The 16643-nt window shown below is 62.6% G+C and carries 22 protein-coding genes; all 22 read right to left on the reverse strand.

Annotation, left to right across the window (positions count from 1 at the left end; translation table 11 throughout):
* Nucleotides 1–2: 2 nt before the first annotated feature.
* Complete coding sequence (locus SB756_RS24060) at nt 3–689, reverse strand: phage tail protein (protein WP_410912159.1); 687 nt, start codon at nt 687–689, stop codon at nt 3–5.
* The gene (locus SB756_RS24065) at nt 686–1408 is read right to left on the reverse strand and encodes a phage tail protein I (protein WP_410912161.1); all 723 of its coding nucleotides are present in this window, start codon (nt 1406–1408) and stop codon (nt 686–688) included. The genes SB756_RS24060 and SB756_RS24065 overlap by 4 nt, the downstream gene beginning before the upstream one ends.
* Nucleotides 1405–2385 (reverse strand): baseplate J/gp47 family protein, encoded by a 981-nt coding sequence (locus tag SB756_RS24070; protein ID WP_410912163.1) that lies wholly within the window; start codon nt 2383–2385, stop codon nt 1405–1407. The genes SB756_RS24065 and SB756_RS24070 overlap by 4 nt, the downstream gene beginning before the upstream one ends.
* Complete coding sequence (locus SB756_RS24075; RefSeq protein ID WP_410912165.1) at nt 2382–2708, reverse strand: GPW/gp25 family protein; 327 nt, start codon at nt 2706–2708, stop codon at nt 2382–2384. The genes SB756_RS24070 and SB756_RS24075 overlap by 4 nt, the downstream gene beginning before the upstream one ends.
* Before the next feature lie 2 nt (nt 2709–2710).
* On the reverse strand, nt 2711–2995 hold the full coding sequence (locus tag SB756_RS24080) for a hypothetical protein (protein ID WP_410912167.1): 285 nt from the start codon (nt 2993–2995) through the stop codon (nt 2711–2713).
* Between the two features lie 42 nt (nt 2996–3037).
* Entirely contained in the window at nt 3038–3640 is a 603-nt protein-coding gene (locus SB756_RS24085; protein WP_410912169.1) for a phage baseplate assembly protein V, read from the reverse strand.
* Nucleotides 3637–4167, reverse strand: coding sequence for a hypothetical protein (locus SB756_RS24090; protein ID WP_410912171.1), 531 nt, complete (start codon nt 4165–4167; stop codon nt 3637–3639). The genes SB756_RS24085 and SB756_RS24090 overlap by 4 nt, the downstream gene beginning before the upstream one ends.
* Nucleotides 4160–4828 carry a hypothetical protein gene (locus tag SB756_RS24095; RefSeq protein ID WP_410912173.1) on the reverse strand — a complete coding sequence of 223 codons (669 nt, stop codon included), beginning with the start codon at nt 4826–4828 and terminating at the stop codon, nt 4160–4162. The genes SB756_RS24090 and SB756_RS24095 overlap by 8 nt, the downstream gene beginning before the upstream one ends.
* A complete protein-coding gene (locus SB756_RS24100) occupies nt 4825–5148 on the reverse strand; it encodes a hypothetical protein (protein ID WP_410912175.1) in 324 nt (107 codons plus the stop codon). The genes SB756_RS24095 and SB756_RS24100 overlap by 4 nt, the downstream gene beginning before the upstream one ends.
* A 2-nt stretch (nt 5149–5150) precedes the next feature.
* A complete protein-coding gene (locus SB756_RS24105) occupies nt 5151–5333 on the reverse strand; it encodes a hypothetical protein (protein ID WP_410912177.1) in 183 nt (60 codons plus the stop codon).
* Between the two features lies 1 nt (nt 5334).
* Entirely contained in the window at nt 5335–6363 is a 1029-nt protein-coding gene (locus SB756_RS24110; protein WP_110740346.1) for a major capsid protein, read from the reverse strand.
* An 11-nt stretch (nt 6364–6374) separates the two neighbouring features.
* A complete protein-coding gene (locus tag SB756_RS24115; protein WP_410912179.1) occupies nt 6375–6725 on the reverse strand; it encodes a head decoration protein in 351 nt (116 codons plus the stop codon).
* 14 nt (nt 6726–6739) lie between these two features.
* On the reverse strand, nt 6740–7960 hold the full coding sequence (locus tag SB756_RS24120; protein WP_410912181.1) for a S49 family peptidase: 1221 nt from the start codon (nt 7958–7960) through the stop codon (nt 6740–6742).
* Nucleotides 7961–7962: 2 nt separating this feature from the next.
* The gene (locus tag SB756_RS24125) at nt 7963–9570 is read right to left on the reverse strand and encodes a phage portal protein (protein WP_410912183.1); all 1608 of its coding nucleotides are present in this window, start codon (nt 9568–9570) and stop codon (nt 7963–7965) included.
* A gap of 2 nt (nt 9571–9572) precedes the next feature.
* The gene (locus SB756_RS24130) at nt 9573–9788 is read right to left on the reverse strand and encodes a hypothetical protein (RefSeq protein WP_410912185.1); all 216 of its coding nucleotides are present in this window, start codon (nt 9786–9788) and stop codon (nt 9573–9575) included.
* A gap of 12 nt (nt 9789–9800) precedes the next feature.
* Nucleotides 9801–11687 (reverse strand): phage terminase large subunit family protein, encoded by a 1887-nt coding sequence (locus SB756_RS24135; RefSeq protein ID WP_391152075.1) that lies wholly within the window; start codon nt 11685–11687, stop codon nt 9801–9803.
* A 43-nt stretch (nt 11688–11730) separates the two neighbouring features.
* The gene (locus SB756_RS24140; RefSeq protein ID WP_110740341.1) at nt 11731–12252 is read right to left on the reverse strand and encodes a terminase small subunit; all 522 of its coding nucleotides are present in this window, start codon (nt 12250–12252) and stop codon (nt 11731–11733) included.
* A gap of 211 nt (nt 12253–12463) precedes the next feature.
* Complete coding sequence (locus SB756_RS24145; protein ID WP_410912187.1) at nt 12464–12811, reverse strand: phage holin family protein; 348 nt, start codon at nt 12809–12811, stop codon at nt 12464–12466.
* Nucleotides 12812–13321: 510 nt separating this feature from the next.
* The gene (locus SB756_RS24150; RefSeq protein ID WP_021782199.1) at nt 13322–13684 is read right to left on the reverse strand and encodes a hypothetical protein; all 363 of its coding nucleotides are present in this window, start codon (nt 13682–13684) and stop codon (nt 13322–13324) included.
* A complete protein-coding gene (locus SB756_RS24155; RefSeq protein WP_410912189.1) occupies nt 13681–15897 on the reverse strand; it encodes a VapE domain-containing protein in 2217 nt (738 codons plus the stop codon). Before SB756_RS24155 ends, SB756_RS24150 begins: the two co-directional genes overlap by 4 nt.
* A complete protein-coding gene (locus SB756_RS24160) occupies nt 15887–16105 on the reverse strand; it encodes a TraR/DksA C4-type zinc finger protein (protein ID WP_410912191.1) in 219 nt (72 codons plus the stop codon). The genes SB756_RS24155 and SB756_RS24160 overlap by 11 nt, the downstream gene beginning before the upstream one ends.
* Nucleotides 16098–16616, reverse strand: a complete 519-nt coding sequence (locus SB756_RS24165; protein ID WP_410912193.1) for a phage regulatory CII family protein — start codon at nt 16614–16616, stop codon at nt 16098–16100. Before SB756_RS24165 ends, SB756_RS24160 begins: the two co-directional genes overlap by 8 nt.
* Nucleotides 16617–16643: the final 27 nt, after the last annotated feature.

Genomic DNA, 16643 nt, shown 5'->3' on the forward strand with positions numbered 1-16643 from the left:
TCTTAGGCTCCGTAGAGGTGTTGGACAAATTGGGATTGCAGGTAGATAACCGCCGAGGCATTGGCAATTGCCGCGCTCAGCAGGCCGTCGTGGTCAGTGTCTTGGCGCAGCTCGGCGGCCTTCATCCGGGCCAGCAGATTGGCTACCTGCTCGCCGGTGATTCGCTGCTGGTCGGCTTGGCTGTCCAGCTGGTCTTGCTGTTTCAGGTCGCGCAACTGGGCGGCCATTTCGGCGGCGGCCAATGCGGCCAAGGGGGCGGCCAAGCTCAGACTGAGCCCGGCGCCGCTGGTATTGATGGTGACGCTATCCGCCGGCAGGGCTGCCAGCGACAGGTCGTAGGCCAGCAGCAGGTCGATACCCGCCGCTTTGTAGGCGAGCACGTCGGTAGTGCTCGACCACACCGCGAACAGGGTTCCATCACTCAACAAGAACCCGATTTCACGCACATAGAACGCTGAATCTCCATCAGCGACAGCAGTCAGGTGCAACAGGGTGCTGGACAGCTTTTCGCCGCCGGCAATGGGGTACTTGGCCAACTGGCGCCCCAGTACGATCTGGTCGGCACTAGGGGTATACGCCCGGTCCCCCAGCACCACATGCGTAATCTCGGCCGAGATGCCGGTACGGGTCGCGTTGAACACTGCCGCCAGGCCGGCCTTGGTGATTACAGGCTGTAAAGCGGTACTCATAGAACTGCCTCCATCGTGCCGCGCACGACTACCAGGGCGCGGGCTGCACTGGCGAACCCGACGCCTGATTCAGAGTTGATTGGGGCGCATTGCACTGCGGCGCTGCGCCGAGAAACGACAAGCGCGGCGGTGGCATTGGCCAGCAACAGGGTTTGTTTCGAGGTGTCGACAGGCACCCCCTTGGCCTCCAGGGTGCGTCGCTGCAGTGCTAGGCCCTGCGCGGCGTTACCCGTAACCAAACCGCCGTCAAAGCGCGCACCCAGCCGAAACTCGTAATGGCTGCGCTCGTTCTTTGCGGCGTCGACCAGGGCGCGCAGGCGCTCGCCCAGCTCCTTGGAGATGATCGAGCCCTCACCCGCCCGGTTTTCGTTGGCCCAGGCCGTGACCTGGAACGTGTAGGGCGCGGCGTTCGGGATCTGGTGCCAGTCCTTGAACTCCGCATTGACCCGCACCGCCTTGAGCACCCGCCGGATCGCGCCGACGGTGCCCTTGGTCTTGTGGACCGGAATTGCCTCATGGCTCAGGGCGCGGCGCTGGGCGTCGGTGTTTGCCGCCTCCCAGCCTTCGACCTTGAGCGCCCAGCCCAGCCACGGCAGGAAGTTGGGCGGGCAGCGCGCCGAGTCGGCCACGCCCCGGATGATTTCCGGGTCCACGCCCAGCTCGCCGGCGCGCTCCAGCGAGCGCTCCAGCAACGTTGAGTTATGCGGCAGCAGGCTCATGTGACCACCTTGGTGGTCAGGGCAATGGCCGTGGCGCGCGGGTAATGCCGCTTGTCACACACCACCCCTTCCACCGGCTTGGCCAGGTCGACGCGGCTAATCCCCGTTACGTGCAACGCGGCGTAGATGGCTGAAACAGGCAACTGCCCCTCCAGTCGCCGCGCGCTGCTAATGGCCGCATCCAGGCTGGCCCTGGCGGCCGCCAGGACAACGTCAGGGTCTGGCCCGTCCTCCACCCACAGCACCGCCTCCACCTTGAAGTCAGTCGGGATACCGCCTTGCACGCGCGGCCGATCCGTCACCGGCCGCACGTCCTCGGCCGACAGCGCTTTGAGCACGGTGGCTACCAGCTGCGCCTCGGGCACAGTGCTGCTCGCCCCTGCCAGCACCGCCAGCGACACGTCGCCGGGCAATGGATTGGCCAGGCCGGCGTCGTAGTCGCAGACCACGACAATGGCCCCGGCCGGCAGCTGCGATTTAACCGCGGCTGGCACCGCCACCCCGGAAAACCGGGGAGAATCGACCGACACATGCACCAGCTCGGCCGACGCACTCAGCGCGTGATACTCATAGGCGCCGCTGCTGCCGGCGACCGAAAGCGCCTCCAGCGACAGCCGCGTGCGGTAGCGCAACGCCTCGTCGCTCTCCATCAGCGCTGTAACCGGCGGCACCGCGTCGGGGTTCGCCGCGCGGATGGTCAGCCGCTGCACGCCATAATCGGCGGCGCGGTTGTCCAGGTCGGCGCCCTTGGCATAGGCCAACAAGCTGGCCTTGGCCGCCGCGTTGATGCGGGCACGCATGACCAGCTCGCGGTAGGCCATAACCTCCATCAGCTTGACCACCGGATCGGACTCCAACAGCGCGGTCCACTGGTCGCCCATATGGGCGCGGTAGATGCCTAACACCTCCTGATAGAGCGTCTCAAAGTCCAGGTTCTCCACCACGTCGGGCGGGGGCAGCAAAGACAGGTCAATCATGCGCTCACCTCCACGACGGCCGAGCTACCCTGGTACTCGCCCGTCAGTAACAGGCCAATCTGGCCGTCGATCACAGAAACGACCTTGACGCGCTCCAGCTGCAGACGCGGCTCCCAGCGGCCCAGGGCGCGGGCCACCTCGGCCTGCACGGCGCTTTTCCAGCCCTCGTTAACCGGCATGTCGACAAAGCGGCGCAGGTTGCAGCCGTATTCGGGGCGCATGCGCCGGCTGCCCAAGGGCGTGGTCAGAATGTCCTCGACCGATTGCTTCAAGTGGTCAAGGCCGGTGGACTGCTGGCCGGTCCTGCGGTCCAGGCCGATCATGCTTAGCCGTCCAGCTGCTGCAGGTCGGCATGCTCACGCAGGAACGCCAGCGCCTCGGCATCGTCGGCCTGGACGGTCACGCGGCCGCCCTGCACCTTGAACTCGCGCAGGTCGTCACCGGCCTGCAGGAACAGCGAGCGCGAGGTGTAGGTGCGGTCGGTGAAGGTCACGCCCGCCGGTTCAGCGGCCGCAACGCCGGCGTCGGTGCCATCGGCACCAGGTACAACTGCGGATTCGTCCGCGTTCGCTGCCGCGCCCGTCGCGGCGGTTTTCTTGGGCGTTGCCATAAGTGATGCTCCAGAAAAGACAAAGCCCGCGAATGCGGGCTGTCAGTGTTTGTGGTTAGCCGTGTTGCCGGCGGTGTCGATGATTTTCCCGAGGCCAAGAATGTCGAGCGTTACGAGTAACTCGCCGTCGATCTTTACGTTGCCCTGCAGAAGAATCTCAGGCGCTATAGCCGTGTACGTTTCGGCCTCGGCGGTGATCGCCTTTGACTTGGCGCTGATTGCATCGTCGGTGATCGTCGCCTTGCTGCTACCGACCTCGATGTTGACCGTGCCGGTGGGCAGCTTGATGGTGTAACTATTGGCCGCCCAGTCGTAGACGATTGACCCGCCATCATCGAAGCGCCATGTCTCGACATGGTCGCGGTTGTCCGGCCGGTCGCCGGCGTTGCCGTACAGCCCAGGAACGAACGTCCCTTGCGCAGGCTCGCCGCTCGGGCTCACCAGCATGCCCTGCTCGCCAATGCTGGGCGCACGCCAGTGGCGGGCCTTACCGGCGGCCAGGGAATGCCAGCGCACCCAGGCGCTCGTCCAGTCGCCGCCGTCAGTGACCCGCACCTTGGCGTCGACCAGGTCGACCGCCACGACGTAACAGGGGATCAAGAGGCCGGCCAGCATGCGGTCCATCTGCGCGGCCGCGTAGCTCATCCTAGCGCCTCGGGCGACTGATACAGGCCTTCATTGCCGGGACCACTATCTGGGTCGAATGCAAACTTCAATGGGCCGGGCTCTCGGGGCCAAGGCCACTCTTCCTCGCCCAGGTAGATGACCTGAGTCCACTCGACGACCCAGACTGCAAAGCTGTCCAGTTCGGGCCGGCTCCAGTCCCGCTCCGCCCGCACAAACTGGGCAAATTCCACAGCCAACCCCCACGATTGCATACGCAGCAACACAGCCAGTTGAGCTGCGGCGAACGCGGCTACGCGAAGGCAGTTTTCCTCTTCGGCCCCCACGATGACGCGCGCCTCAAAACGGGCATCAACTGCGGTCTCGCCGGTACCCGGATCCTTGTCCGCGTCATCAAACCCGGCCAGCTCCAACACGACGGCAGGCACCGGAACAACATTGATGCCAGCTGGCATCGTTCCGACATAAGCGAGGCCGGGTATTGCAGCCCCGATGTGCAGCTCAATCGCAGCGTAAATCTGGGAAAGCGGTATCGGCTCATCAGCCATTGCCTGTCCTCCGCAAGATTTTTTGCAGCTCGAAGTTCAACTCCTGCTTCATGACCACTAGCAACCGGTCGTGAGCGCGATTGGTCCAGGCCTCAAAATGAGGCCGGACGTCTTCAAGCGAGATTTTTGCCTTGGCAAGCGGGAAGCGACCAATGCTGCTGGATTCAGCAATCCAACCCGAGCGCCCCCTTCGACGCGCCTCTATCATGCTGTCGGGGTAGTCTTCATCCGTGAAATGCTTGCTGCCGGCGCGAATCCAGATGTCAGCCTGGTCGCCATAAACCCGGCGGTAGAAGGCACCTTTGTAATGCCGCCCCGCTACCGATACCCCGGAGCGGGTTTGCCGAGCTCGACCTGCACGGCTAGCCTCAATTGGCTTGATCCCGAACCAGAGCTTGCCCTGACCGTTGCTGCCCATGGGGTAAGCCATCAAGCGCTTTCGCACGGCAGATATAGCGATGCGCTCCTGGACACCTACTTCGCGGGCAATCTTGCCTCTGAGCCAGCGAAGTGTCTTGTTGATGGCTCGCCGTTGCGCTGCCGCGATAGCTTTCGGTACCAACTGAGCGAACTGCTCAAAGCCTCTCACGTCCTGGGGCCTTGCCTGCAGCGTGATTAAGCCGCTGCTGGCCGACTCCTTGTGGTAACTGCCAACACTCATGAACGCACCTCACGCAGTGTCAGGTTGATCCAACCAGTCCCGTCAGGCTTCCTGCCCGCAATGACGTAACGTCCACCACCATCCTCGGGCGCAAGCCTGATCACCAGGTGCATTCCCTCCTTGATGCCATTCGCGTGGACGATACGTACGGCATAAACAGGCTCGCGCACCCCGGTGTTGATCTGACCGAGCTTGGGCTGGAGCCACGGAGCCGAAAAGAACCCCGGTACCGGCTCAGCCACGCCTTCGATCTCAGCCTCGTCACCCAGGCCATCCAGTAGCGCACGGTCCATGAACGCCACCTGTTCACAGAAGCCCATGATCAGTCACCGTCGTCTTGTTCGTCCTTGCTTGGCAGCTTGCCGCGAGGAGCAATCTTCCCCTCCTCGACAAGCAGCTCCAGTACCTCCTTGTCGGACGACACGAAGACCTCGCCCTTTTTGAAGACCTTAGAACCATCCTGAATACAGCCATCTACCACCACGTACTCGATCTTGGCAGCCATGTCACACCACCTTGGCGAAGAGGAAGGCGTTCGGTTCCAACAGACCAGGCAACGGCGCTGCCTGAACCTTCAGCCAGCGCTGGCTTGGCTCCTGGGTGACCCAGCTCTTGGGGAAGCGCGCGGCTTCAACCAAGCCGCTTTCGATGGCTTCAAGATCCTGAATCGCCGCATACAGCATGGCGTTGCGAGTGGCGGTAGAGCCCAAGATCAGGCCCCCGGCTGGAATCATTGGCTTTTCACCAGCCTCATCGTCTAGGTACCACTCGTCGTACGCGTAGAGGTCTACACCCGGATCGTTGAGGTAGCCGAGGTAAGTCACGCCGTCGGGGAGCTCTTCCGGTTTGATCAGGCCCAAGTCAACACGGCGGGTGTTCAACTGCTTGAGTACCGCATCGTTACTCTGGAAAGCATCCTGTGCCTCGGCGCTCAACACCGCGACGTTGGCCGAACGGCCCGAGTCTTTGGCGATCAGGCGCCGCCACTGACGCAGGTTACCGATAGGATCGGATCCGGCGGTATTCCAACGGCCGGTGGCCAAGGAAACCTTGTGGGTGTCTTCCATCAGGAAGTCGATGGTGTCATCAACCCCATCGCCGACAACCCGAATCCGGCCAGTAGTCAGGGCTTGAGAACACATCCATTCCTCACGCCGAATGATCTCGCCCTCAAGCTCCACCAGGTCACGGCCAAGCCGCTCGCCCGCTCGCTCAAGCGCGGTGCGCGTCGAAAACGGGGTTTCACCTGCACCGCGCTTCAGGATCTGCTCTGCGCGGGTGACACGCTTGGGCTGAATGTACGGTGGCTGGTAGGTCGACGAGGCGAAGCCGGTACGCTGCGACACACTGCCAGGCAGCGTGGGGTGAACGAAGGGTGCCATCTTGCGCTGCCCCTTCACGATGTCGATGGTCACGGTCTCGGTGGGGAACGTTTCAGGGGCACCGGCATTGAAGAAGGTGTTCATGAGGAAGCGGCGCGGTGTTGCCAGCTGCTCGACGGCTTCCAGCATGGTCAGGGTGTCAAAGATGTTCATGGATGCTCCAATTAACGAACAAAGAGGCAGAGAGAACGCAGGGCAGCTTTCGCAGCTGCCAGGGTTAACCCAGCGCCGAGGGTGAGTTGGTTGCCCAACACCTGACCGGTCAGGCGAATCGGTGCGGTAAGAGCACCATCAGTGGTGTCAACATCGCAGTCGAGGATTGCCTTCGGCGCTTCCGAGCCGTCCTCGGCAGCTGCTTTGCACAGCAGGTATTCACCAGATGCGGTGACTTGCCCCAGCACTGCACCGCGCAGCAACTGCTGGCCAGCAGCAATGACGCCGGAGTCCATCACGACGGGGAAGTCGCCTGCCTCAAGTTGGGAGAGTGTGAAGGTGTGGGTAAGAGGGTTCGGCATGAGGGGGCTCCTGGTTAGCGGCGCGAGGCGCCAGAGACGATTGCGCTGACGGCGGCCTTGCGCTCGCCAGCCTGGCCGCCTTCCGGCGGGATGGTGCCGGCGACGCCTTGCGCATCACCTTTGATGCCGGCAAGCGAAATCCCGCGATCTTGCGAGGCTTTGAACAGCACCAGTGCAGTGGCCTCGACCGAGCTGCCGTCATCGATCGCCGCGCCGATTTCTTTCTCAAAGCCTTTGACGGCCAAGGCATTGATGCCCTTGATGCGCTCACGCTCGGCGGTGGCGGCCTCGGTGCGAATCGCGGCGGTATCAGGCTGATCGGCCTGGGCAATTTCGATGGTGTTGGGATCAGTGCCAGCTGCAATGGCGGTGCGCAGTTCTGCCGTGGTCTTGACGGTGGTCATGGTGTTTGTCCTCGGGAAGGTAGTGGCCGGCTTGGCCAGTTCAGTAATCAGGGATTCCAGCGAGCCCACGCGATGGGCCAGGCCGTGCTTGACGGCGTCAGCTCCGACGCGGATGCCGCCGTTGTCGCCCATATCGGGCACCTTCTCGGCTGCCACGCCGAGGTTGCGAGCAACCTTGCCCACGAAGACCTCGGCCATCGCGTCGATGGTCTCGCCCATCTTGGCGCGGCCCTCTTCAGTGCCGAGGTCGGGCCGCTTGTTCGGCGCGTTGCGACTGACGATCTGGTAGCGGGTGCGACCGGTCTTCTTTTCGTCCTCTATCACAGCCTCGACAACGACGCCGATGCTGCCTGCCAGGCTGGCCTCATCGATGACGATCTCGCTCGCCGCCGAGGCGATCCAGTAAGCGGCGCTGGCTCCGATGCCGCCGATGTAGGCAACGATCCGCTTGCGATCCCGGCCGGCGTAGATCATCTCGGCCAGCTCGTTGATGCCGGATGCCACACCACCTGGACTGTCGATGTTGAGCACGATGGACTTGACCTTGGGGTCGTCCAGCGCACGCTGGATGTCAGTCGCCAGGATCTGGGTACTGGTTGCACCGCTAATCTCGGTGAACAGGTTGGCGTACCGGAAGATCGGACCAGTGATAGGCACCACCGCCACGCTGCCGCGCATGGTGACTCGTCGGGTTTCGTCCAGCCGCTCGCCCCGCTTGGTCGCCAGCGCCACCGGATCGCCCATGCGGTCGGAGATGGTCAGCAGGTTGTCCAAGGCGTCGGGCATCATCAGCCAGGGCTGCGAGGCAGCCAGCTCAAGTGCTCGAGGCATGCTTATTCCTCTTTGGGGTTGGATTCAGGCGCAGACTCAAGCCCGCTCTTTGGCAGGGCCTGCATGTTGTGCTCGCGCCGGTAAGTAACCTCGCGGGTGCGCTGACGGATAACCTGCTGCCAGGGCTCGCCGGTCATGGCCGCCGTTTCCAGCGTCTCGTTGCTGACGCCAATCTCGATGCGCTTGCCAGCTGCGTTAGCTTCCTTGAGCTCATCAATCGCTCCACGGGCCGGGCCAATCCAGATTGCCTGGCAATAGGCCTTGCGCTTGGCTGGGTCGTTGTAACCCGGCAGATCGACCAGGCCCCGAGCAACTGCCTCGTCGATAACCAGCTCGCGGCTCGGCTGGCAGAAGTCACAGGCCAGCCACCAGCGGCGCAGGCTGTAGAAGCGCCAGGCCTGAAGCATTGCTGCCCGGGCGGCGCTGTAACTGCTGCTGTAATGCAACAGCAGCTCTTCCAGAGGCAGCTCCAGCGCAGCGCCGATTTCCTTCACCACTGCGGTGAAGAACGGATCGAACTGGGCGTTGGGTCGGCTGGGGTTGGCCACCACCGGTTCCTCACCCACGCCCAGGTCAACGATGGCCCCCTCGCCCAGCGCAATTGCACCGTCGGAGGTGTCATCACCGCCCGGCTGCTCTTCCGTCAGTGCGGACATGGGCAGGTTGTTATTGTTGAAGTTGTCGCCCTTCTTGATGAACACGGTGAACATTGCCGAGATCACCGCCGCCATGAGCTCTGCGCTGCTGTACCGCTCCAGCTTCTGCAGCGGCTCAAGAACCGGGGACAGGTATGGGGCGCCACGCTTCTGCCCTGGCCGCTCTTTGTCAGCCATGACATGTAGTACCCGACGACGCCCGGTTTCAGCACCGAACACCGTCAGCCGCTCCCACTGGAGCGACTTGCCCAGCACATGCTCACCGGGGTAGCCGGTGCATACGTGGTAAGCCACTGGCGCCCCCAGTCCGTCGAACTCCACGCCCTCTACTAGGTCCGCACGGTCCATTCCGCCGTTCGGGTTGCCTACGCGGTCCGACTCAATCAACTGCAACCGGGTGCTGAAGATGCAACCAGGCCGCTCCTGATCGGGGCTGGCAACAAATACGTCACCTGCCACCATCGAAGAGACAAGGACCAGGGCCTGCAGTTGGTAGTGGTTGAGCGATGCTTCGGCATCGCACTCTCGTGGATCATCGGCGTATAGCGACCACAGACGATCCAGCTGACTGTTGAGCTGCTCTGCTTCTTCCTCGGTCAAGCCCAGCGCTTCATGATCGACCTGGGCACGGCAGACCAGCCCGGTACCCACGACGTTGGTGCGCAACCGGGTAATCGCCGCGCGAGCGATCAAGTGATTGCGCATCGCGTCGCGGGAGCGGGCCACCAGCATGCGGCGCTCGCTGTGGTTAAAGTCACGCCGAGGGCTACCCAAGCCAGGGATCCAGCTGGCAACGCTGCGCAGCACCCGAGAGGCGCCACGCCAGCGGGTTTCGACGCCGCCGCCACCGCCCTGTGCGACGATCTGCTGCCCCTCGACTGATGCTCTGGCCACTCGAATAGCCTCAGTCATCAGCTGCTCGGCAGCCGAATCCCGTTTTCGGAACGGCCACATGGTCAGATCCCCACGTAGGAAACGCGACTGCGGCCACGGCCCTGCCGGGCAGCCGTCTCCGCAGCAACCTCGGCGGCGTACTGTTTCTCCAGCAAGCGCAAGCTGTTCAGCTCAGCCAGCTGGATCTCTCGATCCTGTCGCCGCAAGCGTTGCCCGTTCTTCAGGACGTTCGATATCGCAGCCCGGACCTCGTCGAGACGTTGTTGTGCATCTGTCATGGTGAACCTCGGTTAGCTGACGCGGCTCCGAGTGCCTCTGCCACGCGCAACCGCACGGCGGGGAACCGGCGCCACCGCCTGCTCAGTTGTGAAGAGGGTGGGCTGAAGCAGTTGCTGCTCCAGCTGGTCCCATTCGTGATCACGCAGCAGGTGCGTCTTCAGGCTGCGAGCCGCATGCAAGGCGTACACCTCGCAGTCCAGCGCTTCGTTGCGTCGGCCTGCTTTTTTCTGCCAGACCATCTTGCTGGGGTTACGCGGGTGCGGCGCCAGCACCTCGTTGGTCACCTGCTCGTAGTAGTCAGAGCGGATCTCGCTGTACCAGTGCATCCGCCCCGGCCCTGCACCCTTGAGCTTCATCCGGCCATCGATAAGCGTCTTGGCCTTGTGGGTACCGACGATGAACACGCGAAGGCCGTACTTCGACGCCTTGGTGTTGTCTTGGCTGGTGTCTGCAGACTGGGCTGGCTTTGTGAAGATCTCCCGGTCCCGGCTGTCGATGGACGCGCCCTTGATCGCCATGATGTTGAAGCGCTGACGATCTCGAACGTAGGTGTACACCGCATCGCTGGTGTTACCGTCAGAGCTGTCGATGCTGACTGCTGACACGGCAAGCTGCGCACCGCTTTCGGTGGGTATGGGCGTTGCGATGATCTTGTCGAGCTCAGTCCACACAGGGTCGTGCGGATCGATGGGGTTGCCTGGTAGCTCGCCCCAGTACAATCGCCAAGACTCCTCGCCCCTCCCCCAACCAACCATGACCAGGGCAAGTCGATCACCCTGAACGTCGACGCCGACCGTGACCAGTAGCGTGCCCTTCGGTGCAGTCAGCTCGGCATAGGGCTCGGCACGCTTCTCCAGCTCATCCGTCTTGGGCGCGTCGCTCTTGTACTCGTAGCTCTCACCCATTGAGCTGTTGGTGAAGGCAATCATCGGACCGATGTTGCCCAGCCGCGTGGCGTATTCCGCCTGCAGCTTCTTTTCCATCAACACCTCGAAGCGGGAGCCATGGAACTTGGCATACAGCTCATTGAGGATGTAGCCGGCGATACCACGGAATTCAGCCGTCGCTTCCCAGTAACCATGCGCGAGGTTGGCGTTCTTCTGATGGTCATCCCAGATCTCACCGCAGTGCGGGCACGCGTAGTAAGCCGTTTCCGGTCGGCGCTTGCCGTAGACCTCGTGAAAGTAGTGCTCGTCCTCGTCGCAGTGCAGATGATCGAAGCTCAGCGCGTGCGACTGGCCGCAGCCGTGGCACGGCACCAAGCCAACGCGCTTGTCGGATAGCTCAAGCTCGGCGTCAATGGCAGACAAGCCCTTGATGGTCGGTGTGCCACCAATGATGATCTTCGACCGGCGGAACGTCTTGAGACGCTCCTTGGCCAGCTTGATACTGTCCCCCTGCCCCCGCAGGTTGAGGTTGCAGTCATCAGGCTCTTCAATGGCAACCCGTGGTACCGGCGTGGACTTCACGCTGGCCGGGCTGTTGGAGCCCACCATTTTCAGGAAGCCGCCGGGGAACCGCTTGAAGTCCTGGCGCTGCTGCAGCTTGCGACTGCGCAGGTCAACCTTCTTCCGCAGCCGCTTGGTGGCCTCGATCATCGGCTCCAGCTTTTCCGCGACGTACTGCTTGGCCGCTTCAGCTTTGGGGAACAAGATCAAGATGGGCGAAGGGTCAAGATCGATCCACTTGCCGATGGCGTTACCCAGCACACCCGAAGTCCAGGCCACCTGGGCCGACTTGCGCCCCACGATCTCGAACACGTTCGGGTCATCCAGCGCTTCGAGCGGTCCACCCGGCCAGATCAGGTGCGGAGTCATGTCGAAGCGGTACTTACCTGGTGCAGCTGACTCTTCGGGAGCGAGCCAGCGAAACCGGTCGGCCCACTCGGCGATGGTCATTCTTGGCGGGGGCGCCCACTTACGGCAGACCCGGCCCATGGCTTTACTCGCCGTCTTCTTCAGAGCCCTCCTCGTCGTCCGACTCGTCAGAATCCCCAGCGAGATCGTCGTCCTCGTCATACGCGGACAACCTCCTCAGTATTGATTCGATGGGCTCGCGGATCAGCTGGTCATCGACCTGCACGCCGTACTTGGCCGACAAGGTCGCCGCCAGCTCATCAGGGAAGGTATTGAGCAGTTCGATCTTTGCGGCAGTGATCACCGCCTCAAAGCGCTCAACCATTTCGGCCTCGATCACGACCTCGCCCAGCTCACGGGCCAACGCGATTTCTTCGCGGTCACCGCGCAACCGATCAAGGCGGTCGCGCGTCGATTCCTTCTTGCCGTTCAAGGCGGCCTGTCGCATCAGCCACTCGATCACCACCTGGGTGTCGTACTGGTTTTCGTTGCCTCGGCCAACGCCGAACTCGATCACTGGCATGCCGTCCTTCTGCCAACGGCTCAGGGTCCGCTCATCACGGCCGATGATCTCGCCCAGTTCGAGCTTGCTGACTGTCTTGCCCATCACTAAGTCCTTGAAAAGACGGACATCCCTGCAGGAATTTCAGCTGCAGGGAAACCGCGAGTCTGCGCACCCGTGTAGGGGGCGGCCCAGGGGGAGGACCCAGAATTCACCAACCCACGCCCCTGCCCGCTGGCTCGTCGGCGCGGGTTTCCCGTCCCGTACCCCGCCCAAGTCGCTAGGGTCCCCTGCCCATGCCAGGGTTTCGGCCTGCTCACTGACCTGACTCGCCACTGCGCGGCGGCATCTCGCACACGCCCAGACGCTTGGCGGCCCAGCGCTCGTACAGGCCGATAGCGACATCGGCGCCGGCCATTGCAGTCAGGCAACCGAATGCAGCCGAAGCCCAGATCGATGCGCCGGCGGAGTACAGCAACATGATCGTTGCCATCCCGCAGACCACACAGGCTCCAGACCGCAAGGCGATTCGCCGAACCAGCGCCCAGCCACGGACACCCGCCTTGTCCGCGCGCCACATCTCGCCAGATACCCCGCCGACCAGGGCGAGAGTGATCACGAGCCAGACCGGCATCTCGGCAAGCGCTTGTTGTTCGTTCGTCATCCCGTTCCCCAAATGCAAAAAACCCGGCGCGGTGGCCGGGTTTGCTGTGTTTGGCGGGCTGCTTTGTGCGCCCGCACGTCTCGAAGATGGGTACTTTTTACAGGTCGATTCCGGTGGCAGCAAGCAAGTTTTAATGCCACCCGGCAATAAGGGGTGAACGCCTAGGGAATGTCTGGAAAATGTCGGGGGAATACACCACCCCGGCTTAGCTTCACTTCGGCACTGCCCCATAGGTCCCAAAGGGGGCGGTAATGGTGGGACTTGTTGAGCCCTTGAAAATCAAGGGCTGTCCCACTGTCCAACTGTTTTAACCCTTTCCCGTGTAAAGAGAGAGATTAAAGGCACGCTGCGCGCGATGCGCGCGCTATGCGATGCATGCGCCCTATGTGCGCGCCTTCGTGTGAACGGTGGGACGGTGGGACAGCCCGCGAATAGCGCGGGCTTGGGCGTGGATCACCTGCAAAAAACGTGGTAGTCCAATGGCTGGACGGTGGGACCATGCGAGGCGGATCATGCAGCTCGCCCCATGAGCATGCCTGCGATGCAGACGTGCGCCTCATGCAAGCGCTTGTAGTACGTGTCCCGGCTACACCCACAGTGGCGGTACTTCTGGTACAGCTCACTGTCGGCGTTGCAGTAATGCTCATAGACCACCAGGTAGAGCTCCGGTGCCAGATGCTTGTTCACGATGATCTCGATGTCCGCAGACTCGTCCAGCAGCACCTTGCTGCCTCGGGTACCACGGACAAGATCACCCTTACACTCAATCAACAGACCGAGCATGCTACCAACACCGCCTGCCGAATGACAGGGCTCAGGTGCATGGAGCTCTTGCGCCCACAGCTTCAGCATCTCATCGATATGCTTGATCAAAAGCAGTCCTCCTTCAGCGCTGGCGGTTGTTGCTCAAGGGCGCTGCTGCGGCCCCAGCCCTCGGGCTTCTGGTACGCCCAGGGCCGCTTGCCGCTCTTCGGAAGCGCGGCGAGCCGTCGACGGCGCCAACCCAGGCGGTGCATGATCGACCCCACACGCATCTGCTCGGGCTTGCCCCAATGACCTGGGTCCAAGTTGAGCGCCTGACCCAGCACCTCGCTCCCGGTGACCGTCTCCCCGGCCTGCGATTCCTCCAGCCATTTGAGGATCGGTCCTTCCCATTCATCCACCACGAAGCGCTCTTCCTGCTCGGTAGTGAACAGTTCTTCCTCCTCGCGGGTGACCCACCAGATGTCACCCGCCTGGTAGCAGAACATGGCCTCGGCCCACAGCTGGTCACGGACCCGGCGCAACGCCTCCAGGTCGACCTTGACGCAGGCGACCGGCCAATAACGCCGGTTACCGGTGGCGTCCTTGAGGTATTCATCTTGGTTGGTGGTGCCCGCAAAAACACACTGGCGTGGCACGTCGCTCGTTCTTCGCCCATAGCTTTCGCGGTAGGTGTCGATGGAGGCCGAGAAGAACTGCTTGGCCTTGGTGCTCTCAGCCTTGTTGAAGCTATCCAGTTCGCCCAGCTCGACGATCCACTTTCCCCGGATCGCCTGGAACGCGTCCTTGTCGCCCAAGGTAAACGGCGTGTCCATGAACCATTCGCCACCGAGAATGCCCAGCGCCGTGGACTTACCCGCGCCCTGCGCCCCCTCGAGGATCATCACCGCATCCGCCTTGCAACCGGGCTTCATCACTCGGGCCACCGCCGAGATCATCCAGCGCTTACCGACCTTGGCGCTGTACTCATTGCGGGGCACTCCGAAAATTTCATGCAGCCAGCGCTCGAGGCGTGGCACGCGATCCCATTCCAGCTTGGCCAGGTAGGTGCAGACCGGATGGAAGGCGTTGTCATGCGCCACAACACTGACAGCCTCGACCACATGCGAGGCCTTGACGCGGAGACCCTGCTGGGCCAGCCACTTCATTACGCGCATGTCGTCGATGTCGCTCCACTCTCCCGGCACGCCACCATAGGGCGCCGCCCGGAGGCGCATGATTTTCGAGCTGAAGGCGTTGTAGCCGATGACACCGCTCCACCGCTCATCGTTGGCCAGGATCAGCTCGACGTTCTGCATGTGGGCAATGAGCGCGCCGCTCTCGGTCCTGGCCAGCATGTCTTTCCAGCCACCAGTAGCGGGGGGCTTGATCACCGCCGTGACCTGCCGACGAACTGCCTCAAGGCCTTCGGCACAGTGCAAGTCATTGAAATCGGTCCACTTGACCTCGCGCTCGACCGAGAAGATCGGGCCGACCACCTGGCCACCGACCACCACCGCTGCGTTGTTGGCCTTTTCCTCACCGGGGTTCCAGGGCTCGCCTGTGGGTCGCTTGGTTTTCCAGTCGTCATCGCGGCAGATGATGATGGAGCGGCCAGGGAAACGTTCGCGCATGTGCTTGGCAACCGACATCAGGTTGCCCGCATCGAAGGCGATGGCCACCGCCTGGGAAGTCGCCATGTGCAGGCTAGCGCCGGTGGCGTAGCCTTCACACACCAGCACTGGCTCGCCGGGTTCGGGGTGGCCGCCAATCATATGGAACGCACCCTCCTTCGCCATTCCATGCGGCCAGTAGGACTTATCGCGCCCCGTATCCGCCTGGGGCTCCGGGTAAATCACCTGCAGGCCGACGATGGCGTCCTGGGCGTTCTGCATCGGGACGAGGACCGCGCCCGACTTCGGCGCATACCGAACGCCAAATCCGACCACCTGCTTGCGATCAAGGTAGGCGCTGCGCCCCTTTTCGGGCATGCGCTTGAACAATGCGGCCGCGCGCTTGGCCGCACGACGTGCCGCGTTGGCCGCTACCTCGACCGCCCGCCGCTTGGCGTCTGCCTGGCGGGCACGCATCACCTCACGCTCTTCCGGCGTCAACCCGCGACCGTCGGTTTTCACCTTCTGCGTTTCACCGAGACGCCAGTCACCGAAGCTGCCAAAAATCAGGGTTTGCCCCTTATCCGCCAAATGCTCATGCAGGACATACCAGCCGTTCTTCTCCTTACCCTTGTCGTCCTTTGTGCGGCAGCGGGTCAGCTTGCCGAAGATCAAGGGCTGGTCAGGCTGCAGACCATAGTCGAGCAACTGGTCTAGTACCTTATCCAGCATAGCGAGCCCCCTTCTTCTCGAAGTGCCCCTGGCACTCGATGCAGCGCTGGCAGCCTTTAGCAGCTAACCGGCGCGGCTCCGGAATGGGGTAACCACATCCAAGGCACTCTTCGAGTGAATCACTCGCGGGCGCAGGCGCACGAGCAGACAGAACCAGATCCAGGTGCCACTGGGCGCGATCATTCGCCAGGTCAGCAATGTCAGCCACGGCGAGCCCCCCGAGTAGTCTGGTTGACGTATTCGGCCCGGCGATACATGCCCAATAAGCCCTGAATCCCTCGGAATACCTGGTGCTGGATCTCGGCCAGCTCCTGATCGTCGACCTTCCCGTCCCCGATGCTGCGAGCCCAGGTTTCGGACAGATCGGCAACCTGCCGGAAGAAAGCGGCAAGACCCAGCGTCAGAGTTTCAGGGATGTCATGGGTGTATGCGTCAGACAGCTCTTGCCAGATGGTGTCGCCGACAAGGGCATGAATCGAGTCAAGGATGCGCGGGTCTCTGGTCAGCTCCAGGATCTCACTGAATTCTTGAACGTTGACGATATGGGTGGGGTGGGTGGGAGACAGTTTGTGCTGGAGCGTGGTGGCGTTACGGCCGGTGGTGGCGGCAATGGCGGCAGCACCGCCTGTGTAGTCTCGCACAGCGTGGTACAGCGCGAGTTCGAGAGGCAGCACTTCGCGCTTGGCGCGCTCGGTGCAACTCATTGCAATTCGGCTCATGGCGTGGTCCTTTTCGGTAGCCAGTGC

This window comes from Pseudomonas sp. SIMBA_068, assembly GCF_046534705.1.
Lineage (GTDB): Bacteria > Pseudomonadota > Gammaproteobacteria > Pseudomonadales > Pseudomonadaceae > Aquipseudomonas > Aquipseudomonas putida.